Origin of the sequence: Variovorax beijingensis (assembly GCF_007828835.1) — a bacterium.
Classification (GTDB): domain Bacteria; phylum Pseudomonadota; class Gammaproteobacteria; order Burkholderiales; family Burkholderiaceae_C; genus Variovorax; species Variovorax beijingensis_A.
Genome location: NZ_VIVL01000001.1, coordinates 526,992 through 551,703 on the forward strand (window position 1 = coordinate 526,992; position 24,712 = coordinate 551,703).

Sequence of the window (24,712 nt, forward strand, 5' to 3'; positions counted from 1 at the left end):
GGCTACCGGAACGGTAATGGAATCCCGACACTGAAGGTCTTCCACCTCACAACCGATAGGAAACCATCACCATGGCACTCAGCAAATCCACTTCCCCCGTGCTCACGGGCAAGGTCGCTTTCGTCACCGGCGGTTCGCGCGGCATCGGCGCCGCGATCGTGCGCCGCCTGGCCGAGGACGGCGCCGCCGTCGCCTTCAGCTATGCCAGCTCCGGCGCGCCGGCCGACGAACTCGTGCGCAGCATCGAGGCCGAAGGCGGCCGTGCGCTGGCGCTGAAGATCGACAGCGCCGATGCCGCCGCGCTCACCGCCGGCATCGACGAAGCCGCGCGCAAGCTCGGCCGCATCGACGTGCTGGTCAACAACGCCGGCGTTTTCCTGCCCGGCACCCTCGATGATTTCTCGCTCGAGGATTTCGACCGCACGCTGGACATCAACGTGCGCGCCGTGTTCGTGGCGGCCAAGGCCGCCGTGCGCCACATGGGCGAGGGCGGGCGCATCATCAACATCGGCAGCACCAACGCCGAGCGCATGCCCTGGCCCGGCGGCAGCGCCTATGCCATGAGCAAGTCGGCGCTCAAGGGCCTGGTGCAGGGCCTCGCGCGCGACCTCGGTCCGCGCGGCATCACGGTCAACAACGTGCAGCCCGGCCCGGTCAACACCGACATGAACCCGGTGGACGGCCCGAACGCCGCCGCGATGCACGGCCTGATGGCGCTGGCCCGCCACGCGCGCCCCGAGGAAATCGCCGGCATGGTGGCGTACCTCGCGAGTCCCGAAGCCGCGTTCGTTACCGGCGCCAGCCTCAACATCGACGGCGGATTCGCGGCCTGAAGGCTATCCGGCGCGCTGGACGGCGGCAATGAGCTTGTCCAGGGTGGCATCGAGGCGGGCGAGCTCGTTGGCCGCGATGCCCTCGAACAGCGCGGCCTCGCGCTGCCGGCCCAGCACGCCGACGGTTTCGTGCAGCGCCTTGCCGGCCGCCGTCAGGTAGAGCCGGCTGCGGCGCCGGTCGGTGGGGTCGCCCACGGGCTGCACGCGCTTGTGGCGCTTCAGGCCGGCCAGGGCGCGGCTCACCGCCATCTTGTCGAGGCCGGTGAGATCGGCGATCTGCGTGGCATTGAGCCCCGGCTGCGCGCCGAGCACCGCCATGGCCCGCCATTCGTTGAGCGTGAGGTGGTGTTCGCGGCCCACCTTCTCGTGAAAGGGCCGCGCCGTGAGATTGACCACCCGCACCAGCTTGAAGAAGAGCGGGTCCATGGCGCGGCTGGTTCAGCCCAGCAGTTTTCTCGCGGCGGCCGCGATGGCCTCGGCGCCGACGCGCGATTGCGCCTCCAGCACCGGCGCATAGCCGACCGGGATGCGCGGCGCGCCAAGCCGCGCCACGCGGCAGCCCGTGGCCTCGGCGGCGCTGGCGGCAATCTCGGCGCCGAAGCCCGCCGCCTGCACCGCCTCGTGCGCCACCAGCAGCCGCCCGGTGCGCGCACACGACGCGAGCACCGTCTCGCGGTCCCAGGGCCAGAGCGTGCGCAGGTCGATCAGGTCGACCGCGATGCCTTCGGCCGCCAGCGCATCGCAGGCCGCCGCGCAGGCCTGCATCTGCCGGCTCCAGCTCACGAGCGTGAGCGCATTGCCTTCGCGCACGCGCCGCGCCTTGCCGAGCGGCACGGCGATGTCTTCGTCGACCTCGCCGCGCAGGCCCCACAGCGTCTTGTGCTCGATGTAGACCACGGGGTCGCCGCACGCGAGCGCGGCGCGCAACAGGCCGTAGTTGTCCTGCGGCGTCGACGGGCTCACCACCACCACGCCCGGCAGGTGCGCGAACCAGGCCTCCAGCGACTGCGAATGCTGCGCGGCCGAGGCGTCCCAGATGCCGCCGGGCATGCGTGCCACCAGCGGCACGCGGCCCTGGCCGCCGAACATGAAGCGGTTCTTGGCGGCCTGGTTGACCAGTTCGTCCATGCCGCAGAGCGCGAAGTCGACTACCCGCATCTCGACCACGGGCCGGAGGCCCGCGAGCGCCATGCCCACGCCGGCGCCCATGATCGCGGCCTCGCTGATCGGCGTGTCGATCACGCGCTCGGCGCCGAAGGCCTGCTGCAGGCCCTTGTACTGGCCGAAGATGCCGCCGCGGCCCACGTCCTCGCCGAGCACGACCACGCGCGCATCGGCTTCCATTTCGCGCTGGATTGCGAGCACGGCGGCTTCGGAATAACTCAGCGTGGTTGTCACAGCCATTGGCCTGCTCCCGTGGTCTGCACGTCGGTGAAGGCAGCGCCGGGCTCGGGCCAGGGCGCGGCGTCGGCCACGGCGAGGGCGGTGTCCACCTCGTCGCGCGCGGCATTCTCGATGGCATCCAGCGTCGCGGCGGCCACGCCCATGTCCAGAAGGTGCCCGCGTGCCCGCGCGATCGGATCGGTTTCGAGCGCGGCTGCCAGTTCGGCCGGATCGCGGTAGGCCGCGAGGTCGACCGACACATGCCCCTTCACACGGTAGGTCAGCGCATGCAAAAGCCGCGGTCCGGCGCCACCGCGCACTTCGGCGACCAGCCGCGCGGCGGTTTCGTGCACCGCGAACACGTCGTTGCCGTCGACCTGCGTGGCCGCGATGTCCATCGAGGCGGCGCGCGCCGATGCGCCTTCGCCCGCCGTCATCGGGCCGCTCGCGGTGGTGGCGCTCCAGCGGTTGTCCTCGCAGACGAAGAGCACCGGCAGGCCGTACACGCGCGCCCAGTTCAGCGCCTCGAGGAAAGGCCCGCGGTTGATGGCGCCGTCGCCGAAGAAGCAGACCGTGATGTCGCCATTTTTTCCGAGCAGCTTCTGCGCATGCGCCGCGCCGACCGCAATCGGCAGGCCCGCAGCCACCACACCGTTCGCGCCCAGCATGCCGACCGAGAAGTCCGCGATGTGCATCGAGCCGCCCTTGCCGCCGTTGAAGCCGGTGGCCTTGCCGAACAGCTCGCACATCATGCGGGCGAGGTCGGCGCCCTTGGCCAGCGTGTGGCCGTGGCCGCGGTGCGTGGAGGTGAGGTAGTCGCTCGTGCGCAGATGCGCGCAGACGCCCGCGGGCACCGCCTCCTGCCCGGTCGAAAGGTGCAGCGGCCCGCGCACCTTGGCGGCACCGGCGGCCTGCTGGCCATAGGCGCTCACGCCGCCCTGGCTCGCGGCTTCGGCGGCGTTTTCGAAGGCGCGGATGCGCACCATGGCGCGGTACAGCGCCGTGCCTGAATTGCTCGGGTCCATCTTGTCTCCAGCGCCCTTGACGGGGGCGTTCCGGCAAAAATCGTATCAAGCGTGACGACATGGCCTCACAGGGCTTACCCCCTGCCGTGTTCCCGCAGTGGAAGTCTGAGAATGATTCTCAAATGCATCGGTAGAATGGCGCCCCCGTCCGCACGATTCCTTTGCGGCCGCTGCCCGCGTCGATCGAAGCAGCGCCGGCCCCTGCCTTTCCCATGCACAAGTTTTTTCTGGCCACGCCTCTCGCGCTCGCGGGGGCCTTTTCCCATGCCCAAATCACCGAGCCGGCCGCCGAGGCGCGCGGGCAGCTCGGCACCGTCACGGTGGAATCCAGTGCGACCACCGGCTTCGTCGCCAACACGGTGGAGGCCGGCACCTTCCGCGGCGCCGGCATCATGGACGTGCCCGCCACGGTCAACACCGTCACGCGCGAGGTGCTGGAGCTGCAGGGCGCGGCCAGCATCTACGAGGCGCTGCGCAACACGGCCGGCGTGACGCGCCAGCAGAACGGCGGCGACACCTTCGACCAGCTCGTGATCCGCGGCATCGCGGTGGAGAACCGGACGAACTACCGGCTCAACGGCTCGCTCGCGATTCCCAACGTCTCCGAGATTCCCATGGAGAACAAGGAGCGCGTCGAGGTGCTGAAGGGCGCCTCGGCGCTCTACTACGGCTTCACCACGCCGGCGGGCATCGTCAACCTCGTGACCAAGCGCGCCGGCAGCACGCCCGTGAGCACCGTGGGCCTCACGCTCGACGACCGCGGCTCGGCACAGGCACTGGCCGACCTCGGGCGCCAGTTCGGCGACCAGAACCAGTACGGGCTGCGCATCAACGCCGCCGGCGGGCGCATCGGCTCGAACATCGACGGCGTGGACGGCAACCGCAGGTTCGTGTCGGCCGCGTTCGACTGGCGCATCAACAGCCGGCTCACGCTCAAGGCCGACGTCGAGAACTACCGCAAGCGCATCACCGAGCAGGCCGGCATCACCCGGCTGGCGGCCGTCAACGGCGTGATTGCCCTGCCCGCCGTGCCCAACCCCGACAAGCTGCTCGGGCCGGCGTGGGCCGTGTTTGATGCCGAAGTCACCAACACGCAATTGCGCGCCGACTATTCGCTCGGCGACAACTGGGCGCTGACCGTGGAAGCCGGCCACTCCGAAGCCGAGCGCGACCGCCGGCTTGCAAGCTTCAGCAACTACAACGTGCTGACCGGCGCCGGCCGCATCACCGGCAACGACCAGAGCCTCAAGCAGACGTCGGACCTGCTGCGCACCGAGCTGTTCGGCACCTTCTCGACCGGCAGCGTGCAGCACGAACTCACGCTCGGCGCCGCGCGCAGCAAGAAGACGCAGGACCCGATCTTCCAGCGCAACTACGGCGGCGCCAGCACCGTGCAGAACCTGTACAACCCGGTGCCCATCGGCTATTTGCCGCTGACGGCGCGGCCGGCCCGGCCCACCACCGGCGCCCAGGAAAGCGAGGAGCTCGGGCTCTATGCGCTCGACCGCATCAGCTTCTCGCCGCAGTGGCAGCTGGTGGCCGGCCTGCGCCGCACCCACTACGAGAGCACGCAGGGCGCGAGCGCCACGATCCCGCCGATCGCCTACGACGTGCGCAAGACCACGCCGCTGGCCGCGCTGAGCTACAAGTTCACGCCCGCGCTGGTGGGCTACGTCTCCTATGCGGAGGGCGTGGAGGAAGGCGAGATCGCGCCCGCCGGCACTGCCAACCAGAACGCCCACATGCCGCCCGGCGTGAGCAAGCAGAAGGAAATCGGCCTGCGCTGGCTCAGCGACGGCGGCATGCTGCTGTCGGGCGCGCTGTTCGACATCGAACGCCCCGGCGCCTACACCAACAGCGCCAACACCTTCGTGGCCGACGGCCGCCAGCGCTACCGCGGCCTCGACGTCTCGGCGCAGGGCCGCCTGACGCGCGCGCTCGCCTGGCAGCTGTCGGCCCAGTCGCTGGATGCCGAGTTCCGCGGCATCAACGCGCAATACAACGGGAAGATGCCCGAGAACACCGCCAAACAAACGGCCAGCGCCTTCCTCTCGTACGACATTGCCGCAGTGCCGGGCCTGTCGGTCAACGCGGGCGCCTACTACACGGGGCGCCGGCCGGTGGATGACCTGAACCAGGCCTTCATCGGCGGCAACACCATTTTCGGGCTGGGCGCGCGCTACGTGACGCAGCTGTTCGGCAAGCGCACGCTGTGGCAGGTCAACGTCGACAACGTGGCCGACAAGCGCTACTGGGCGGCGGCCGGCACGCGGCTGGCCGTGGGCGCGCCGCGCAGCATCAAGGCGACGCTCAAGGTCGACCTTTGAACGAATCCGCAACAAGACGGCAGCGGCCCTTCACATCCTTCGGCGTTTCTTCCATGGCTCTCCTGAGACGGATCTGGTTCCAGATCCACTGGTTCATCGGCATCACCGCCGGCAGCGTGCTCGTCGTGATCGGGCTGAGCGGCGCGGTGCTTTCCTTTCGCGCGGAGATCGTCGACGCGCTCAATCCCGAATTGCGCCACATTCCCAACCTGGCTGGTGCGCCGGCGTTGCGGCCCGCGGCGCTCGCGGCGCAGGTGCAGGCGGCCGAGCCGGCACTGCGCATCGCGGCGCTCACGGTGTTTGCCGAAGCCGGGCGGCCGGCGCGCATCAACTTCGCGCCGCCCGAAGGCCAGCGCCAGGGCGAGGTCCGGCTGGTGGATCCCTGGACCGGCGCGCTGCTGCCCGTGCCCAAGGGCGAGGCCTTCTTCGAGTTCGCCGAGCACCTGCATCGCTGGCTGCTGCTGCCGCGCGATGCGGGCAAGCCCGTCACCGGCACGCTGGCCGCGGGGCTGCTGGTGCTTGCGCTGTCGGGCCTCTACCTGCGCTGGCCGCGCCGGCCGCTCGCGTGGCGGGCCTGGCTGAAGCTGGACTTCGCGCTGACCGGCCGCGCCTTTCTCTGGAACCTGCATGCGGTGGCCGGCACCCTCGCGCTGCTGGTGTACCTGGTCTCGAGCCTCACGGGCATCTACTGGGGCTTCGACGCCGTGCGCGCGATGGTCGACAACGCCGCCGGCGAAGGGCGCGTGGTCCGTGCGCAGGGCATGCAGGCCGGCAGCGCGCCCGCCAAGGCGCAGGCGGCGCCCGACCTGCAGCGCGTGTGGCAATCCTTCCTCGACGAAACCGGCGGCGACTGGAGCCTGGCCACGCTGCGCCTGCCGGCGCGCAATGCATCGCAGCTCGAAGTGACCTACCTGCGCGCCCACCCCGAACACGAACGCGCACGCAACCGCCTCTACCTTGACGCCGCCACCGGCGAGCCCACCCGGCACCAGCGCTATGCCGACAAGCCGCTGGCCGGCCGGCTGGTCAACAGCATCTATCCGATGCACATGGGCGCCTACTGGGGATTGCCGGGCCGCATCGTGATGCTGCTCAGCAGCCTGGGCCTGGCGCTGTTCGCGATCACGGGGTGGATGCTCTACCTCGGACGCCGGCGCACCAAGCGGGCCGTACGCGAGGAGCGCACGCGGCTCGGTCCTGCGCTGCGGTCCGACGGGCCCGGCGCCGAGCCCGTGCTGCTCACCTTTGCGAGCCAGACCGGCCAGGCGGAGCGCATCGCGCTGCAGACGGCCGCGGTGCTGCAATCGGCCGGCGTCGCGGTGGTGCTGCAGCCGCTGGTGCGCCTGAGCGTGGATGCGCTGCGGCGCTACCGCAAGGTGCTGCTGGTGGCCAGCACCTTCGGCGACGGCGATCCGCCGGACAGCCTGCGCGCGTTTGCGCGCCAGTTCGCGCTGCAGACCGGCTCCGGCCTGCAGCATGTGCACTACGGCCTGCTCGCGCTGGGGGACCGGCACTACGCCAACTTCTGCGGCTTCGGCCGGTCGCTCGACCACGACCTGCGCGGCCACGGCGCGCAGGCGCTGTTCCCGATGATCGAAGTGCACAACGGCGATGCCGGTGCGCTGGCCCGCTGGCAGCACGCGCTGGCCGAAGCCTTCGGCGTGCTGCAGCCCGCCGAATGGAGGGCGCACGAAGCGAAGGCGGTGCCCTTCGCGCCCTGGCGCCTCGTGCGGCGCACCCTGCTCAATGCCGGCAGCCAGGGCGATCCGCTCTTCGAGATCGAGCTCGCGCATGCCGGCGCAGCCGCCTGGGCGCCGGGCGCGCTTGTCGAACTGCTGCCGCGCCAGCCCGGCCACGCCGTCGGGCAATTCCTGCGCCGCACCGGCCTCGACGGACGAGCGCGCGTGCACTGCGATGGCCGCGAGCGCACGCTCGAAGACGCGCTGTCTCGCAGCATGCTTCCCGCCGCACCGGCGGCCAGCGCGCAGGCATTGGCCGACATGCTGGTGCCGCTGGCGCCGCGGCGCTATTCGGTGGCCTCGACCACGGCCGATGGCTGCGTGCAGCTGCTGGTGCGCCAGGTCCGCCACGCGGACGGCATGGGCGTGGCCTCGGGCTGGCTGACCGAGGGGGCGCCGCTGGATGCACAGGTCGAGCTTCGCCTGCTGCCCAATCCCGCTTTCGCGCTCGTCGACGATGAGGCGCCCTGCGTCTTCATCGGCAATGGCTCCGGCTTTGCCGGCCTGCGCGCGCATCTTCGCGAGCGCGTGCGGAGGGGCCACGGCCGCAACTGGCTGGTGTTCGGCGAGCGGAATGCGGCGCACGACGCCTTCTGCGCCGAGGAAATAGCGCAGTGGCAGGCGGCCGCGGCGCTCGAGCGCGTCGACCTGGTGTTCTCGCGCGACCAGGCCGAGCGCCGGTATGTGCAGCACCGGCTGCGCGAGGCGGCCGGCCTGCTGCGCCAATGGGTGGCCGAGGGTGCGGTGGTCTACGTCTGCGGCAGCCTCGAAGGCATGGCGCCGGGCGTCGACCTCGCGTTGCGCGAGGTGCTGGGTTCGGCGGCCTACGAAGACCTGGTGGCAGAGGGCCGCTACCGGCGCGATGTCTACTGAGCGGCTTCCCGCAGGCACTGCGCAAACTGCGCGGCGGCAGGCGGGCTGGCGCGCGGCTTGCGCTGCAGGAGGCCCACCTCGCGGTGGAACGTGAATTCGCCGAGCGGGAGCATGCGAACGCCCGCGGGCAGCGGAAGGTGCGCCTCGACCAGCGGAACGAGCGCAACTCCCAGCCCCTTGGACGTCATGTGGATGAGCCCGGCGATCTCGTCCAGTTCGATCGAATCGTTGACTGCGATGCCTTCGCGCCGGAGGAATCTTTCCACCATGCGGCCACCGAACGACGCGCGGTCGTAGCGCAGGAAGGGCTGCTCCTGGAGCAGCGCGCGCCAGTCCTTGCCCGGCAGTTTCCTGGGCGCGATGAGCACGTACGGCTCCTGCACCAGCGGCTGCCACGCCAGTTCCGGAAGAAGGCCGAACGGCGGCCGGATGATCACCGCCGCATCGATCGTGCCCGCGTCGAGCTCGTCCATCAGCCGCATCGACACGCCGGGCGACACATGGACGCGCAGCAGCGGCTGCTGCTTGCGCAGCCTTGCAAGCGCCCGCGCGACGAGCGTCGACTGCGCCGAGGCAATGGCGCCGATGCGCAGCAGCCCGCCGCTCGCGGCGTCATCGGGAAGCTCGCCGAGCCTGGCGTAGAGCGCGCAGATCTCCTCCGCGCGCGCCAGCGTCGTCTGGCCGGCCGCATTCAAGGTGGCGGAGCGCCCGGTCCGTTCGAACAGCGCGAACCCCAGGGCTTCCTCGAGCCGCTTGACCTGGCTGCTGACCGCCGACTGCGTCAGGCCGATCCGCTCTCCCGCGGCGGCAAAGGTGCCGTGGCGGCAGACGGCGATGAAGGTTCTGAGCTCGTTGATCATGAACCGAGCATCTCAAGAATCGATGCATGGTTCAATGTTTCATCACGATGGGCTGTGGTTGGGGCCTTCAGACGGCGAACAGCGAATCGAGATTCGCGAACGACTTCATCTCGATGGCATTGCCCGACGGATCGAGAAAGAACATCGTCGCCTGTTCGCCCGGCTCGCCCTTGAAGCGGATGTAGGGCTCGATCACGAAGCGGGTCTGCCGCGCCACGAGCTTGTCGGCCAGCGCCTGCCACTGGTCCATCGGGAGGATGGCGCCGAAGTGGCGCACCGGCACGTCGTGGCCGTCGACCGCGCTGCTGGCCTTGTGGCCGCATTCATCGGGCGCGAGGTGCGCCACGATCTGGTGGCCGTAGAAGTCGAAGTCGACCCATTCGGGCGCGCTGCGGCCCTCGGGGCAGCCGAGCAGGCCGCCGTAGAAGGCGCGGGCTTCGGCAATGTCGCGGACGGGAAAGGCGAGGTGGAAAGGGATTCTCGTGGCGGGTGCATTCATGGCGGCGATCGCATCTCTTGAGTTCAGGATGGCCCGGACTTTAAGCAGCACGCCTCACAACCGAAAGCGATATATTTTTTCGCTGAGCATCGATTTTTTCGATGCTCGAGCCGGCGCGCCGGCGTGTGCATTCCCCCGGGAATTCCCGGGTGCCCAGCGCACGGCCGCGATGGGATAGTTAGTTCGCCCTTCAAACTAACTAATTTCTTACACGGCCTTTTCGCCGGGCACACCTTCCAAGGAGAGACATCCATGCAACTCAAGCACACCCTGGCCGCCATGGCCTTCGGCCTTTCTGCCGTGGGCGCAGTGGCCCAGACCGTGGTCGGCGTGAGCTGGTCCAACTTCCAGGAAGAGCGCTGGAAGACCGACGAGGCCGCGATCAAGGCGCAGCTCGAGAAGCTCGGCGCCAAGTACATCAGCGCCGATGCGGGCGGCTCGCCCGAGAAGCAGCTGGGCGACATCGAGGGGCTGATGTCGAAGGGCGCCAAGGCGCTGATCGTGCTGGCAATGGACAAGGATGCGATCCTTCCGGCCGTCACCAAGGCCACGCGCCAGAAGGTGCCCGTGGTCGCGTACGACCGGCTGATCGAGGCGCCCGGCGTCTTCTACATCACCTTCGACAACGTCGAGGTCGGCCGCATGGAGGCGCGCGAGGTCTTCAAGGTCAAGCCCAAGGGCAACTACGTGATCATCAAGGGCTCGCCGAGCGATCCCAACGCCGACTTCCTGCGCGCGGGCCAGCAGGAGGTGCTGGACGCCGCCATCAAGAAGGGCGACATCAAGATCGTCGGCGACGAATACACCGAGGGCTGGAAGCCCGAGGTGGCGCAGAAGAACATGGAGCAGATCCTCACCAAGAACGCCAACAAGGTCGACGCGGTGGTGGCGGCCAACGACGGCACGGCCGGCGGCGCGGTGGCCGCGCTCACGGCCAAGGGCCTGCGCGGCATTCCGGTGTCGGGCCAGGACGCCGACTTCGCGGCGCTCAACCGCATTGCGCTGGGCACGCAGACCGCCACCATCTTCAAGGACTCGCGCGAACTCGGCCGCGAAGCCGCCAGCGCCGCCATTGCGCTGTCGCAGGGCAAGCCGGTCGAGAAGGCCGCGCCCTGGAATTCCGGGCCGAAGAAGATCTCGCTGTCGTCGCGCCTGCTCACGCCGGTGCCGATCACGCGCGACAACCTCGACGTGGTCGTGAAGGCCGGCTGGATCAAGAAGGACGAGCTCTGCAAGGGCGTCCAGGCGGCCAGCGCGCCCGCGGCCTGCAAGTAGCAAGAAGAGCGCGCGCGCGAAGAAGCGCCGCAACCCGCGCAGCACTGCCGTGTCCGGCCGGCCCATGGGCCCGCCCGGCCGCTGCCGTGCACCTGTTGTTCCTTCGAGAGGATCTGAAAAATGAGCAATCCAACGCCAGGCTGGTGGCGGCGCACGGGCGTCGACCTGCGGCTCTTGCTGATGAGCGTGCTGCTGATCGCCATGGGGGTGGTCTTCAACGTGATGTCGGGCGGCGTGTTCCTGTCGCCCGAGAACCTCTACAACGTGGCGCAGCAGACGGCGGTGGTGGGCATCGTGTCGACGGTGATGGTGCTGGTCATCGTGGCGCGCCACATCGACCTGTCGGTCGGCTCGGTCATGGGCTTCGTGGGCGTGCTGATCGCCTATCTGCAATACACCTCGGGCTGGTCGTGGCCCACGGCCTGCCTCGCGGGCCTGGCGGTGGCGCTGCTGGTGTCGATCTACCAGGGCTGGCTCACGGCGATGCTGGGCGTGCCCTCGTTCGTGGTCACGCTCGGCGGGCTGATGTCGTTCCGCGGCGCCGCCTTCCTGGTGGCCGACGGCAAGACGCAGCCCGTGAACGACGAGTTCTTCCAGCGCCTGGGCGGCGGCTACGACGGCGGCATCGGCACCACCATGACCTGGCTGCTCGCGGCCTTCGTGGCGGTGGTGCTGTTCGCGCGCATGCTGCAGAAGCGCCGCGCACGCGCGCACCACGGGATGCCCAACGAGCCGCTGTGGCTGGAAGTGCTGCTGACCGCGGTGCCGGCGGCCGTGGTGTTCGTCTTCGCGGCGGTCATGAACAACTACCAGATCGCCTCGAAGGACGCGCCGCAGGGCCTGCCGATCCCGGTGCTGATCTGGGCCGTGGTGGCGATCGTGCTGTCGTTCATCGTGCACCGCACGCGCTTCGGCCGCTATGTGTTCGCGATGGGCGGCAACCCCGATGCGGCGGCGCTGGTGGGCATTCCGGTCAAGCGCGTCACGCTGATGCTGTTCGCGCTGCTCGCGGTGCTGGTGACGGTGGCGGCCATCGTGTCGATCGCGCGGCTCAATGCGGGCACCAACTCGCTCGGCACGGGCATGGAGCTGTACGTGATCGCGGCCGCCGTGATCGGCGGCACGGCGCTCGCGGGCGGCACCGGCTCGATCTTCGGCTCGGTGCTGGGCGCGCTGATCATGCAGTCGCTCGACAGCGGCATGCTGCTGCTCGACGTGCCGATCGGCAAGCGCATGGTGATCATCGGGCAGGTGCTGATCGTGGCGGTGGTGTTCGATGTTCTCTATCGCAAGCGCTTTGGGGAGAACTGAGATGAGCGATATCGGCACATCCCAAGCCCTGGTCGAATTGCGCGACATCCGCAAGGCCTTCGGCGGCGTGAAGGCCGTGGACGGCGTGAGCATCAACCTCCATCCCGGCGAAGTGGTCGCCGTGCTCGGCCACAACGGCGCGGGCAAGTCCACGCTCATGAAGATGCTCGCGGGCGCCTATCCGGTCGATTCGGGCGACACCCTGATCGCGGGCGAGAAGGTCCACATCCGCACGCCCGCCGAAGCGCAGGCGCTCGGCATCGAGACCATCTACCAGACCCTCGCGCTGGCCGACAACCTCGACTCCGTGTCGAACCTCTTTCTCGGCCGCGAGAAGATGACGCGCTGGAACACGCTCGACGACCACTTCATGGAAGTGCAGGCGCGCAAGGTGTTCCAGCGCCTGAACAAGAACTTCACCAACATCCGAATTCCGGTGCGCAGGCTCTCGGGCGGGCAGCGGCAGGTGGTGGCGATCTCGCGCGCGCTGTACTTCAACGCGCGCATCCTGATCATGGACGAGCCCTGCGCCGCGCTCGGACCCGAAGAAACCGCGATGGTCGGCGGACTCGTGAAGCAGCTCAAGGCCGACGGCGTCGGCATCTTCCTGATCACGCACGACATGCCCGACGTGTTCTCGCTGAGCGACCGCGTCGCGGTCATGAAGAACGGCAAGCTCGTGGGCACCTACCGCACCGCGGACGTCACGGAGGACGAAGTGCTCGGCATGATCATCGCCGGCAAGCGCCCCGAAGGAAAAGAGCAGGCCCACAGGTGAGCGAAGGCAGGGGAGCCCCGTGACCATCGGCGACCAGCAGCTGCTCAAGCGCATGAACCGCAGCGTGCTGCTGCGCCTCCTGCGCGCGCGGCCGGGCCTGTCGCGTGCACGGCTCGCGAGCGAGAGCGGCCTCACCAAGTCGACCGTGAGCCTGCTGGTGCGCGAGCTGCTCGACGAGGGCTGGCTCAGCGAGGCGGGCACCACCGTCGCCGATGGGCTGGGACGGCCTTCGACGCCGCTGCGGATCAACGTCGGCGTGCGTGCGCTGATGGGTGTCGAGATCGCGGTCGAAACGGTGCGCCTGGTGTGCGTCTCGCTGCAGGGCGAGGTGCTGCATGCCGACACGCAGGCGCTGGCCGACAGCGCACCGGCCGGCGCCTGCGCGCAGGTCGCGCGCATGGCCGCGGCCGCGTACGGGCAGCTCGACGCACTGGGGCTGCGCCTGTCGAGCATCGGCGTCTGCGTGCCCGGCGCGGTGGACGACTGCACCGGCGTGGTCCGCTTCGCGCCCAACCTCGGCTGGCGCAACGTGAGCCTGCTGCCCGCGCTGGAAGAAGCCTTTGCCGCGGCCGGGCTGCCGGGCGTCACGGTGCAGCTGCAGAACGATGCCGATGCCGCCGCGCTGGGCGAATACGAGTTCTCCGGCGGCGAGAGCGCGGACCCGCTGATCTTCGTGAGCTGCGACGTGGGCGTGGGCGCCGGCGTGGTGCTGAACGACCGGCTCTTCACGGGCGCGCAAGGCATGGCGGGCGAGATCGGCCACACCATCCTGCAGCTCGATGGGCCGCTGTGCTCGTGCGGGCGCCGCGGCTGCGCCGAGGCCTTCTTCGGCTCGCGCGCGCTCGAGCGCGAAGCGCCCGGCATCGCGCATGCGGCAGCCTTCTTCGGCGTGCTGCTGCAGAACCTGTGGGTCACCTTCGATCCGCGCGCCATCGTGCTCGGCGGCAAGTCCTGCACCGGCCATCTCGGCCTGGCGCAGGCGGCCTTCGAGTGGGTCGGGCGCCATGCCGATGCGGCCGGCATGCCCGCGCCCGATCTGCGCATCGCGCGCTATCGCGCGCTTGCACCCGCCGTGGGCGCCGCCGCACTGGCGCTGCACGAATACCTCCGGCCGCTGCAGCCCGATGCGCGCACGCGCCGGGCCCGCGCCGCGCGCAACGAATACCGAATACCTTCTGTTTAAGAAGATCGGCGGCAAGCGGCCGCGCGTCCGGTGATGCACGGCGACATGCGCAAACCGCCTACGCCCATCGCCACGGCCTTGGCCTAGGTTCGAGAAAAAACCTGGAGTCCGTGCCATGCCCGATGCCGCCGCGCGCGTTCGTGCGCCTTCTTCCGCGCTGCTCAACATCACCGCCGTTGCCATCGGCCTCGCGGGCCTGGGGCTGGGAGCGGCAGGCGCCTGGCTCGCCGTGCTCGGCGGCTCGTGGTACTACCTCGTGGCGGGGTTCGGGCTGATCGTCGCGGCGGTGCTGCTGCCGCGCGGCAGCGGCGCCGGCCTCTGGGCCTATGCGGCCGTGGTGGCGTTCACGCTGGTCTGGGCCCTGTGGGAAGTGGGGTTCGACTGGTGGCCGCTGGCGGCGCGCGGCGACGTGTTCTTCGTGCTCGGCGTGTTCCTGCTCACGCCCTGGGTCGCGCGTGCACTCGGGCGCCGCAGCGCCGCGGGCGTGGCGCCTGCACGGGGCTTTCTCGGCGTGGTGCTGCTGGCCTTCCTGGCCGCCGCGGTGTTCTCGTGGACGCGCGATGCGACGCGCGTGGAGGGCGCCATGCCGGCGCCGACGGCAGCCGCCGCGGCGCCGGCGAACGCCGCACCGGCCCCGCCGAAGGACGACTGGACGGCCTACGGCGGCAACGGCATGGGCCAGCGCTACTCGGCACTCGACCAGATCACGCCGGCCAATGTGGGCGAGCTGCAGGAAGCGTGGCACTTCCGCACCGGCGACGTGCGCGGCCAGAGCGGCGACCCCGAGGAGACAACCTTCGAGGTCACGCCGCTGAAGATCGGCGAGCGGCTTTTTCTTTGCACGCCGCACCAGTCGGTGGTGGCACTGAACGCGACCACCGGCCAGCAGCTCTGGCGCTACACGCCCGAGATCCGGCGCCCGCTGGCCCTGCAGCACCTGACCTGCCGTGGCCTGTCCTACGACCCGGGCAGCGCGGTGCGGCCCGCGCCTGCTTCGCCTTCACCAGCCCCGGCTGCCAGCGCCGACTGCGACGCCAAGCTCTTCATGCCCACGGCCGATGGCCGCGTCATCGCGCTCAATCCCGAAAGCGGCAAGCCCTGCACGCGCTTCGGCGGCGGCACGGGCCAGATCGACCTGTGGAAGAACATGCCCAACGCGAAGCCAGGTTCCTACTACTCGACCTCTCCCGTGGTGGTGACGCGCTCGCTCGTCATCGTGGGCGGCACGGTGCTGGACAACGTCTCGACCAAGGAGACCTCGGGCGTGATCCGGGCCTTCGACATCGACACCGGCGCGCTGGTGTGGAACTGGGATTCGGGCAACCCGGACGACACCGCGCCCATCGCGGCCGACCGCACGTATACGGCCAACTCGCCGAACAGCTGGTCGATCTCCAGCGTGGACGAGGCGCTCGGGCTGGTCTACGTGCCCACCGGCAACCAGCCGCCCGACCAGTGGGGCGGCAAGCGCAGCGAAGGGGCGGAGCGCTACTCGTCCTCGGTGGTGGCGCTGGACCTGGCCACCGGCCGCGTGCGCTGGAGCTTCCAGACCGTGCACCACGACCTCTGGGACTACGACGTGCCCTCGCAGCCCAGCCTCGTCGACCTGCGCATCGGCAGCGAGACGGTGCCCGCGCTCGTGCAGCCGACCAAGCAGGGCGAGCTGTTCGTGCTCGACCGGCGCGATGGCAAGCCCGTGACCAAGGTCCATGAACGGCCCGCGCCGCAGGGGCCGGCCGCGGGCGACCACACCTCGCTCACGCAGCCCGTGTCCGAGCTGTCTTTCGATCCGCCCGCGCTCACGCCGGCCGACATGTGGGGCGGCACCGTGTTCGACCAGCTGGCCTGCCGCATCGCCTTTCACCGGCTGCGCTACGAAGGCCGCTACACGCCGCCGTCGACCGAGGGCTCGCTGATCTACCCCGGCAACTTCGGCGTCTTCAACTGGGGCGGCGTGGCGGTCGACCCGGTGCGGCAGATGGCCTTCACCACGCCGGCCTCGCTGGCCTTCGTGTCGAAGCTCATTCCGCGCGCCGACGACACCTCGCTCTACGTGCAGGGCAAGAACCGGCCCAACGACAGCCTGCCCGCGCTCAACGAGAACTTCGGTGCACCGTTCGCGGTGCAGCTGCGCGCCTTCACCTCGGTGTTCGGCCTGCCGTGCCAGGCGCCGCCCTGGGGCCATGTGGCCGGGACCGACCTGCGCACCGGCCGCGTGGTGTGGAAGCACAGGAACGGCACGGTGCGCGACAGCTCGCCGCTGCCGCTGCCCTTTGCGATGGGCGTGCCCAGCCTCGGCGGGCCGGTCATGACGGCCGGCGGCGTGGCCTTTCTCTCGGGCACGCTCGACTACTACCTGCGCGCCTACGACGTGGCCAACGGCAAGGAGCTCTGGCGCAGCCGCCTGCCCGCGGGCGGGCAGGCCACGCCGATGAGCTACCGCGGCAGCGACGGACGCCAGTACGTGGTGGTGGCAGCGGGCGGCCACGGCTCGCTGGGCACGCGCACGGGCGACCACGTGATCGCCTACGCGCTGCCCAGGCGCTGAGCGTTCAGCCCGGCGCGCGCAGCGTGCCCTTGTCCTCTTCGCGCCAGTCGCGCAGCCGCCGGTACAGCGTGCCGCGCGACACGCCCAGCTGCCGCGCCGCCTGCGACACATTGCCGCCCTGCGCCGCCAGCGCTTCCTCGATCAGCTTGCGGCTGTGCTCGCGCAGGGTTTCGCCCGGCAGCGGTTGCGCCGGTGCGTGGTGCGAGGCGATTGCTTGCGTGTGCTCGTGCGCCGCCAGCGGCTCGGTTGCCGTTGCGGGCTCGACGGACAGCATGGCACTGCTTTCGCCGGGCACCGCCACGGCATGCCTGAAGTCCACGCCGTCCGCAGCCTTCAAGCGCGCCTGCACCCACACGCCCAGGCCGCTGGCCAGGCGCAGCGGCTGCGCGGCTTCGCGCCTTTCGAGCCGCAGCAGGCTTGCGAGGTCGTGGCCCAGCATCGATTCGACATCGCGTTCGCCGGCCTCTTCGGGCAGGCGTCCGATCAGCCGCGCGCCGGCGCCGTTGAGCCAGGCGATGGTGCCATCGGGCGCCACACCGGCCAGCGCTTCCATGGGCGTGCCCAGCAGGGTGGGGCTGGCCTGGAAGCGCAGGATCAGGTGGTCGCGCGACTGCGCCTGCAGCAGTCGGTTCTCGATGGTCGTGGCATAGAGCCCCACCATCGAGGCCGCGTCGAAGCCGAAGCGCCGCGCTTCCATCGTGATGTCGAGCACGCCTGCGAGCCGGCCTGCCACGTCGCGGATGGGGGCCGCGGCGCACTGCATCTGCGACAGCACGTCGAAGTAGTGCTCCGCGCCGTCGACGGTGCAGGCCTGACCGGTGGTCGCCACGATGCCGGGCGCCGTGGTGCCGACGATGCGCTCGGAAATGTTCACGCCCACGCGCGCGGTCTTGCGCAGCACCGGCTGGTGCGCGGCGGCCGGCTGCTGCGTGACATGCACCACCACGCCTTCGCCGTCGGTCAGGATCACGCGGCAGTCGGTGCCTGCGAGCGCGCTTTCCATGCTTGCGAGTTCCTGCCGCGCCACCTCGAGCAGCTCGCGGTTGCGCGCCAGCGTGGCGTGCAGGCGGCTTGGCGTGACCGCATCGAAAGGCACGATGCGCTGGCGGTCGCTGTGGTTGCGGGTGCAGCGCAGCCACGACTGGATCACCGCCTCGCCGACCAGGCCCGAAGGCCGCACGCCTTCCTCGAAGAACTGCCGCCGCGCGAGCGCCACGCGCTGCGCCGGCGTGCTGGAAAAGAGTTGGCGCGGCGTGGTTGCCGTGCCCAGCCGTTCGAAAGCCATGCTGTTCGCCGCTCCTCGAAATGGGGGAACCAGGAAAGGGAGATCGCTGCCCCTCTCGAATGTGTTCCGCAATGGAACAGCGCCGGACTGGGGAAATCCCGAGGGTGAACGCGAGTGCGGCAAAAACGATCCTTGCGGCACAAAGGAGACTCACGATGAAAAAGATCCACTCCGGGTTGCTTGTGCTCGCCGGTGCATTGCTGTGCCTGGGCAGCTCGCCCGCCGCGGCGCAGGCCTCGGCCGCCAGGCAGGTGAACGGCGACTTCATTCGCGCCAATGCGGCCCAGAAGAAGACCCCCGACTGGCCGAGCTACGGCCTGGACTACGCCGAGTCGCGCTTCAGCAAGCTCGACCAGGTGAACGCCGGCAACGTGAAGCAGCTGGGCCTCGCCTGGTCCTACAACCTCGAGTCCACGCGCGGCGTCGAGGCCACGCCGCTGGTGGTGGACGGCGTCATGTACGTCACCGCGTCGTGGAGCGTGGTGCATGCCATCGACACGCGCACCGGGCAGAAGCTCTGGAGCTTCGATCCGCAGGTCGACAAGTCCAAGGGCTTCAGGGGCTGCTGCGACGTGGTGAACCGCGGCGTCGCGCTGCACGAGGGCAAGGTCTACGTCGGCGCCTACGACGGCCGCCTGATCGCGCTCGACGCCGCCACAGGGCAGAAGGTCTGGGAGAAGAACACCATCGAGGGGCAGAAGGGCTCCTACACCATCACCGGCGCGCCGCGCGTCTTCAAGGGCAAGGTCATCATCGGCAACGGCGGCGCCGAGTACGGCGTGCGGGGCTACGTCACGGCCTACGACGCGAACACCGGCGAACAGAAGTGGCGCTGGTTCGTGGTGCCGGGCGACCCGGCCAAGCCCTTCGAGGACGAATCGATGGCGCGCGCCGCCAAGACCTGGGACCCGAGCGGCAAGTACTGGGAAGCCGGCGGCGGCGGCACCGCATGGGACAGCTTCGCCTTCGACCCCGAGCTCAACCTGATGTACGTGGGCACCGGCAACGGCTCGCCCTGGGCGCACAGGAAGCGCAGCCCCAAGGGCGGCGACAACCTCTACCTCGGCTCGGTGGTGGCCCTGAACCCCGACACCGGCAAGTACGTGTGGCACTACCAGGAGACGCCGGGCGACAACTGGGACTACACCTCCACCCAGTCGATGATCCTGGCCAACGTCACGCTCGGCGGCAAGGCGCGCAAGGTGCTGCTGCATGCGCCGAAGAACGGCTTCTTCTTCGTCATCGACCGCACCAACGGCAAGTTCATCTCGGCGAAGAATTTCGTCGACGTGAACTGGGCCACGGGCTACGACAAGAACGGCCGTCCCATCGAGATCGCGGCCGCGCGCCAGAACGACAAGCCCGGCGACAGCATTCCCGGCCCCTTCGGCGCGCACAACTGGCATCCGATGTCGTTCAACCCGCAGACGGGCCTGGCCTACCTGCCGGCGCAGAACATTCCGATCAACCTGATGGACGACAAGGACTGGAAGTTCGACCAGAACGCACCGGGCCGCCCGCATGCCGCGCTGGGCTGGAACACCGCGATGTTCGCCAACGCCGAGCCGCCCAAGAGCAAGCCCTTCGGCCGCCTCGTCGCCTGGGACCCGGTGGCGCAGAAGGAGGCCTGGGGCGTGGACTATGTCTCGCCCTGGAACGGCGGCACGCTCACCACCGCCGGCAACCTGGTGTTCCAGGGCACGGCCGACGGCCGGCTGGTGGCCTACAACGCGAAGACCGGCGAGAAGCTCTGGGAAACGGCCACCGGCACCGGCGTGGTGGCCGCGCCCGCCACCTACATGGTCGATGGCAAGCAGTATGTGTCGGTGGCCGTGGGCTGGGGCGGCGTCTACGGCCTCGCGCAGCGCGCCACCGAGCGGCAGGGCCCGGGCACGGTCTACACCTTTGCCGTGGGCGGCAGCGCGAAGATGCCCGACTTCGTGCAGTACCGCATGGACAAGCTGGTGCAGGGCGTGAAGTACGACCCCGCCAAGGTCCAGACCGGCACCATGCTCTATGTGAGCAACTGCGTGTTCTGCCATGGCGTGCCGGGCGTGGACCGCGGCGGCAACATCCCGAACCTCGGCTACATGGACGCGGCCTACATCGAGAACCTCGACAAGTTCATCCTCAAGGGCCCGGCCATGGCGCGCGGCATGCCCGACTTCACCGGCAAGCTCTCGGGCGAGGACATCGAGAGCATCAAGGCCTTCATCCAGGGCACGGCCGACGCGATCCGGCCGAAGTGAGGCTGCGCGCGGGCCGGTCAGCCCGCGAGCCGCAGCTCCTGGATCAGGCCTGCCACGTTGCCCACCTGCAGCTTGTCGTAGATCGACTGGATGTGGTTGCGCACGGTGGCCGGCGAGCGGTTCAGCATGGCCGCGATGTCCTTGTGCGTGTCGCCGCGGGCCAGCAGCTCGGCAATGGTGTGCTCGCGCGGCGTGAGGCTGTCGGCCAGGCAGCGCCTGCGGCTCTTGAGGAACAGCAGGCGCTGCTCCACATGGTGCGTGACCACGACCGCCCGCCCGCTGTAGCGCGCATGGCCGCCGAGGAAATGCTTCAGCAGCGCGTCGGGCAGCGTGCGCCCGTGCCACGACGGCCACTCGGCCTTCAGCGTCGCTTCGAAAGGGCCGTCGGCGTGATAGAGCACGCCGCGCAGGTCGCCGATGGCGGAGCCGCCGGGTGCCTGGCCGCCGGTCTCGAGCCGGTCGAGGTGCACGATGCGGTTGAGCGCCAGTGCCTGCATCACGTGCGGCGCCAGGCTCGCGAGCAGCTGCCGTTCGTCTTCGGTGCCGTGCGCCTCCGGGTCCGAGCGGAACAGGCTGAGCCAGTGCACGAAGTTCGTCTGCGGGTGCACGTCCGAGCTGATGAAGAAGTTGGCCTGTTCGAAGCGCTCGCCGTAGTCGCGCAGCTGCGCCTGGTCCTTGCGGTGGAACCAGGCATTGGCATTGAACGAGAGCGTCGACTTCGGCTGCTTGCCCACTTCCATCGCCGCGGTGTCGAGGTGCTTCACCTCTTCGTAGGCCGCGAGCATTTCCACCGGCTGGTTGTGCAGGTGGATGGTGTGGATGTCGATGCCGTTGTCGGTTCGGGTGGCGGTGCCCCACATCGAGGAATCGAAGGCCAGGACCGGCTTGATGAGGTCGAGCGCGGCATCCTGGAAGGCGTGGATGGGCAGCTCGTGCGAGAGCCGGTAGAGCTGCAGCAGCAACTCGCTGAAGTCATGAAGGGCGGCGGGCCTGGTCATCGGCGCAGTTTTCCATCGCGCCCGCGCAGCGGGCATCCCATGTTCCGGTGATTGCCACCGCGGCCCGCCGGCGGTTTTCAAGAATGATGCATTTGCATCATTTTCTTTGAAAAAGTGAAAGCTATTGTTTGCGGACCCCGGATGGTCCGGGGCTTTCAACCTATTCGAAGAGCCCACCGATGCCCTCTCTCACCCGGAAGATCCCGCATGCCCTGTCCGTTGTCACCCTCGCGCTTCTCGGCGCATGCGGCGGGGGAGGCGGAGGAGGAGGAGGCGGCGGCGGGTTCGGCTTCATTCCGGCGGCGTCGAACGGCGGCGAGCCCCCCGCAGCAGCGGCCACCACCCTCAGCGGCACCGTCGCCACCGGCGCGGCGCTCGCCGGTGCGGTGCTCACGGTGTTCGACCAGACCGGCGCCAAGGTCTGCGAAGTGACCACCACGCCCGAAGGCAGCTACAGCTGCTCGCTGCCCGCCGGCACCAAGGCGCCGCTGGTGATCCAGGCCGTGCGCGACGACCTGACCCTCTACAGCACCACCGCCAGCACCGCGACCGGCACCACCAACGTGACGCCGCTGACCACCATCATCGTGGCGCAGCTGTCGCCCAACGGCGACCCCTCGCAGCTGGCCGCGGCGATCCAGGCCGACGCCGGCGCCGTCACGGCGGGGTCGATCGGCGACCAGGTGGCCAAGCTGGTCGCCGCGCTGCAGCCGCTGCTGACCGCGCTCGACGCGAGCATCGACCCGATGAGCGGCGAGTTCCAGGCCAACGGCACCGGCCAGGATCGCGTGCTCGACGCGCTCAACGTGTCGGTGCGCCCCGACGGCACGGCGGCCAACATCGAGATCACGGTGAAGGCGCTGCCCGCCGGCGAGGACAGCCCGCCGGTGTCCATCGTCTTTCGCAGCGGCGACGCCACCATTGCGACGCTGCCCGCCATCGACGCCGCAACGCTGGTGCAGCCGCCCACGCCGGCCATGGTGCAGGCGCTGCTCGACCGCATCAACGCCTGCTATGCGCTGCCGCTCGCACAGCGCGTCGACAGCCCCATCGAGCCCGACGGCAATGCCTACGGCAGCGCCGCCAACGTGGTGGCGCCAGCCTGCCGCACGCTGTTCGTGAACGACGATCCGGCCAGCTTCGTGGCGGCCGGCGCGCCCATCGGCCGCGTGAGCGGCGGTGCGCGCCGCTCGTTCGAAAGCCTGTTCCGCTTTGGCCCCACCAACCTGAAGCACGACCGCGGCAACTTCGAATACTTCCACAAGAACGGCGACGTCGCGCTCACCTACCGCTGGACCGACGTTCTGGGCAACACCGACAACGACGTCTTCAACGCCAAGATCGTGGATGGCGCGCTGAAGCTCACCGGCAACAGCCACACCTACCGCGCGTCCGTTCGCCCGCAGCTCGAGAAGAAGGACTACCTGAAGCACCAGAACCTGGTCTTCCATTCGGTCGGCTACGCCGTCTCCATCGACAACGTGCGCGACGGCAACGGCGATCCGATCCTTTCGAAGGTGGTGGCAACGACCGCTTCACTGCCGGGCAAGGAGCTGGTGCTGGTGCCCAAGGCCGGCCTGAACACGCTGGTGCTCACGCCGGACGGCACGGCCGGCTCCGCCCTGAATTCGGCGCTGTGGCGCATGTCGGCGCGCTACCTGGACCCGGCCCAGCCCGGCAGCCCGAGCGATTTCGACAGCGCCAATCTCTTCGCCACGCCGGCGTATACCGACGAGGAACTCGGCAAGATCGCCGACCAGTCGGTATGGAAGCTGGAGTTCTTCCGCGCCGACGGCGCCACCCCGAACGTGGTGCAGTACGTGCGCACCTTCTCGCGCGTGCCCACCATCGCGGAAGCCGTGCAGACGCCGATGGTGGAACTCACGCCGGCCCTGCGCGCTGAAATGCTCGCGGAAAGCCTGGGCTCCGCGCGGGGCATCGTCTTTGCGGCACCGACGCCGTCGGAGCCCAACAACGTCGACTTCAGCGCCGACGGCGGCCTCGATGCCTGGACCGTTCCGGCCGGTGCGCTCGCACCCACCTCGTTCGGTGTTTTCGGCAGGGCGCCCGGCCCCGGCGGCGCCCGCTTCGGCGAAACCGTCACCGTGCGCAGCACGGCGCGCAAGGCGATGGTCTATTGCCAGCCGGTCAGCCCCAGCGATACGCACTGCGTGCCGGCCGGCAACAACAGCTGGCAGTACGCACAGGGCTCCTCGCTGAGCACCTTCAGCTTCACGGCCCGCACCGCGCGCCAGGTCGACGTGCGCAAGAACTTCGAGGTGTGGACGGTCACGCTGCCCTGATTCTTCCTGCTGTCACCGCCATGAAAAAAGCCGCCGGTCCCGAGGGCCGGCGGCTCTTTTTTCTTGAGCGCGGGGGAAATCAGTCGGCGTACACGCCGGCGGCCTTGATGATCGGGCCCCACTTGGCGATCTCGGCTGCGACGAACTTCTTGTGCTCGGCCGGCTCGGTGCGCTTGTCGGTGGTGATCACCGCACCCAGCGCTTCCTCGCGCTTGATGAAGCCCGGGTCCTTCATGGCGGCCTTGATGGCTTCGTTGAGCTTCTTCAGCACCGGTGCCGGCGTGCCCTTGGGCGCGTACACGCCGTGCCAGATCGAGACCTCGAAGTCCTTCAGGCCCGATTCGGCGAGCGTCGGCAGGTCCTTCAGGGCCGGCGTGGTCAGGCGCTTGCTCGTGGTCACGGCGTAGGCCTTGACCTTCTTGGCCTCGATCTGCGAGGTGGTGTTGGTGGTCTGGTCGCACAGCAGGTCGATCTGGCCGCCCAGCAGGTCGGCGATGGCCGGTGCGGTGCCCTTGTAGGGAACCGGCGTCATCTCGACCTTGAGCGCGCTCTGGAACAGCAGGCCGCACAGGTGCGAGGCGGCGCCCAGGCCGGCGTTGCCGAGGTTGATCTTGCCCTTGTTGGCCGCGATCCAGGCCGTCAGCTCCTTGTAGTTGTTGGCCGGCAGCGTCGGCTTGCCAATGAGCGTCATCGGCACTTCATTGACCATGCCGAGGTATTCGAAGTCGTTCTCGACGTTGAACGGCAGCTTGCGGTAGAGCGCCGGCATCGTCGACATGCCGATGTGGTTGAGCAGCAGCGTGTAGCCGTCCGGCGCGGCGCGGGCCACCTTGGCGGTGCCGATGGAGCTGCCGGCACCCGCGGTGTTGTCCACCACGATCGTCGTGCCCAGGGTCTTTTGCAGGGCTTCGGCCAGGTCGCGGGCCACGCGGTCGGTCGGGCCGCCGGCGGAGAAGGGCACCACCAGCGTGACGGTCTTGCCTGCGGGGAAATCCTGGGCCCAGGCGCCGGCGGCAGCAGCGGCGAACGCCGTGAGTGCAAGCAATTTCTTCATGTGTGTCTCTCGGTTGGTGAAATTCAAAAACGGCCGCGATCATAAAGGCTGACCATGACCTGACGAATAGCGAATAGCCCTTAGGCCCGGGCCGAAATCCGCCCCTTCCTGGGGCATGATGCGCGCTCGCAAGTCGCGCCTGGGGAGGCGCGAAGAAAAACCACAACACCGCAGGCCTTCGGGCCCGCA

At 69.4% G+C, this 24,712-nt stretch carries 18 protein-coding genes; 10 read left to right on the forward strand and 8 right to left on the reverse strand.

Features of this window, described 5'->3' with window-relative positions; genetic code table 11:
- Positions 1–71: 71 nt before the first annotated feature.
- A complete protein-coding gene (locus tag FB547_RS02550) occupies positions 72–833 on the forward strand; it encodes an SDR family oxidoreductase (protein ID WP_145739366.1) in 762 nt (253 codons plus the stop codon).
- Between the two features lie 3 nt (positions 834–836).
- On the opposite strand, the gene FB547_RS02555 is transcribed toward FB547_RS02550, so the two are convergent.
- From FB547_RS02555 to FB547_RS02565, 3 genes are read right to left on the reverse strand one after another with little or no spacing between them, the layout of a single operon-like run.
- A complete protein-coding gene (locus FB547_RS02555) occupies positions 837–1,259 on the reverse strand; it encodes a MarR family winged helix-turn-helix transcriptional regulator (RefSeq protein ID WP_145739368.1) in 423 nt (140 codons plus the stop codon).
- 12 nt (positions 1,260–1,271) lie between these two features.
- Positions 1,272–2,237, reverse strand: a complete 966-nt coding sequence (locus FB547_RS02560; RefSeq protein ID WP_145739370.1) for an alpha-ketoacid dehydrogenase subunit beta — start codon at positions 2,235–2,237, stop codon at positions 1,272–1,274.
- On the reverse strand, positions 2,228–3,241 hold the full coding sequence (locus FB547_RS02565; protein ID WP_145739372.1) for a thiamine pyrophosphate-dependent dehydrogenase E1 component subunit alpha: 1,014 nt from the start codon (positions 3,239–3,241) through the stop codon (positions 2,228–2,230). The genes FB547_RS02560 and FB547_RS02565 overlap by 10 nt, the downstream gene beginning before the upstream one ends.
- 212 nt (positions 3,242–3,453) lie before the next feature.
- Here FB547_RS02565 and FB547_RS02570 point away from each other — a divergent pair, with 212 nt between their 5' ends.
- Both FB547_RS02570 and FB547_RS02575 read left to right on the forward strand, forming a co-directional pair.
- Entirely contained in the window at positions 3,454–5,568 is a 2,115-nt protein-coding gene (locus tag FB547_RS02570) for a TonB-dependent siderophore receptor (RefSeq protein WP_145739374.1), read from the forward strand.
- Positions 5,569–5,621: 53 nt separating this feature from the next.
- A complete protein-coding gene (locus FB547_RS02575; RefSeq protein ID WP_145739376.1) occupies positions 5,622–8,180 on the forward strand; it encodes a PepSY domain-containing protein in 2,559 nt (852 codons plus the stop codon).
- Here the strand turns inward: FB547_RS02575 and FB547_RS02580 are convergent.
- Both FB547_RS02580 and FB547_RS02585 read right to left on the reverse strand, forming a co-directional pair.
- Complete coding sequence (locus FB547_RS02580; RefSeq protein WP_145739378.1) at positions 8,174–9,040, reverse strand: LysR family transcriptional regulator; 867 nt, start codon at positions 9,038–9,040, stop codon at positions 8,174–8,176. The two genes, FB547_RS02575 and FB547_RS02580, sit on opposite strands and share 7 nt — an antisense overlap.
- Before the next feature lie 67 nt (positions 9,041–9,107).
- Positions 9,108–9,539, reverse strand: coding sequence for a VOC family protein (locus tag FB547_RS02585; RefSeq protein WP_145739380.1), 432 nt, complete (start codon positions 9,537–9,539; stop codon positions 9,108–9,110).
- A gap of 252 nt (positions 9,540–9,791) precedes the next feature.
- Between FB547_RS02585 and xylF the strand changes: the two genes are divergently transcribed.
- From xylF to FB547_RS02610, 5 genes are all read left to right on the forward strand, one after another.
- Positions 9,792–10,814 carry a D-xylose ABC transporter substrate-binding protein gene (gene xylF / locus FB547_RS02590; protein WP_145739381.1) on the forward strand — a complete coding sequence of 341 codons (1,023 nt, stop codon included), beginning with the start codon at positions 9,792–9,794 and terminating at the stop codon, positions 10,812–10,814.
- Between the two features lie 120 nt (positions 10,815–10,934).
- Positions 10,935–12,125: a sugar ABC transporter permease gene (locus FB547_RS02595; RefSeq protein ID WP_145739383.1), complete on the forward strand. Its 1,191-nt coding sequence runs from the start codon at positions 10,935–10,937 to the stop codon at positions 12,123–12,125.
- 1 nt (position 12,126) lies between these two features.
- Positions 12,127–12,903, forward strand: coding sequence for an ATP-binding cassette domain-containing protein (locus FB547_RS02600; RefSeq protein WP_145739385.1), 777 nt, complete (start codon positions 12,127–12,129; stop codon positions 12,901–12,903).
- A 19-nt stretch (positions 12,904–12,922) separates the two neighbouring features.
- Positions 12,923–14,086 (forward strand): ROK family transcriptional regulator, encoded by a 1,164-nt coding sequence (locus FB547_RS02605; RefSeq protein ID WP_145739387.1) that lies wholly within the window; start codon positions 12,923–12,925, stop codon positions 14,084–14,086.
- 115 nt (positions 14,087–14,201) lie between these two features.
- Complete coding sequence (locus FB547_RS02610) at positions 14,202–16,634, forward strand: membrane-bound PQQ-dependent dehydrogenase, glucose/quinate/shikimate family (protein WP_145739389.1); 2,433 nt, start codon at positions 14,202–14,204, stop codon at positions 16,632–16,634.
- Positions 16,635–16,638: 4 nt separating this feature from the next.
- Here the strand turns inward: FB547_RS02610 and FB547_RS02615 are convergent, their stop codons facing one another.
- Complete coding sequence (locus FB547_RS02615) at positions 16,639–17,919, reverse strand: helix-turn-helix domain-containing protein (protein ID WP_145739391.1); 1,281 nt, start codon at positions 17,917–17,919, stop codon at positions 16,639–16,641.
- Positions 17,920–18,074: 155 nt separating this feature from the next.
- Here FB547_RS02615 and FB547_RS02620 point away from each other — a divergent pair, with 155 nt between their 5' ends.
- Entirely contained in the window at positions 18,075–20,168 is a 2,094-nt protein-coding gene (locus FB547_RS02620) for a PQQ-dependent dehydrogenase, methanol/ethanol family (protein WP_145739393.1), read from the forward strand.
- A gap of 17 nt (positions 20,169–20,185) precedes the next feature.
- On the opposite strand, the gene FB547_RS02625 is transcribed toward FB547_RS02620, so the two are convergent.
- Positions 20,186–21,166 (reverse strand): helix-turn-helix transcriptional regulator, encoded by a 981-nt coding sequence (locus tag FB547_RS02625; RefSeq protein WP_145739395.1) that lies wholly within the window; start codon positions 21,164–21,166, stop codon positions 20,186–20,188.
- A 179-nt stretch (positions 21,167–21,345) separates the two neighbouring features.
- Here FB547_RS02625 and FB547_RS02630 point away from each other — a divergent pair, with 179 nt between their 5' ends.
- Entirely contained in the window at positions 21,346–23,469 is a 2,124-nt protein-coding gene (locus FB547_RS02630; protein WP_145739397.1) for a carboxypeptidase-like regulatory domain-containing protein, read from the forward strand.
- Positions 23,470–23,548: 79 nt separating this feature from the next.
- On the opposite strand, the gene FB547_RS02635 is transcribed toward FB547_RS02630, so the two are convergent.
- On the reverse strand, positions 23,549–24,523 hold the full coding sequence (locus FB547_RS02635) for a tripartite tricarboxylate transporter substrate-binding protein (RefSeq protein ID WP_145739399.1): 975 nt from the start codon (positions 24,521–24,523) through the stop codon (positions 23,549–23,551).
- Positions 24,524–24,712 lie beyond the last annotated feature (189 nt).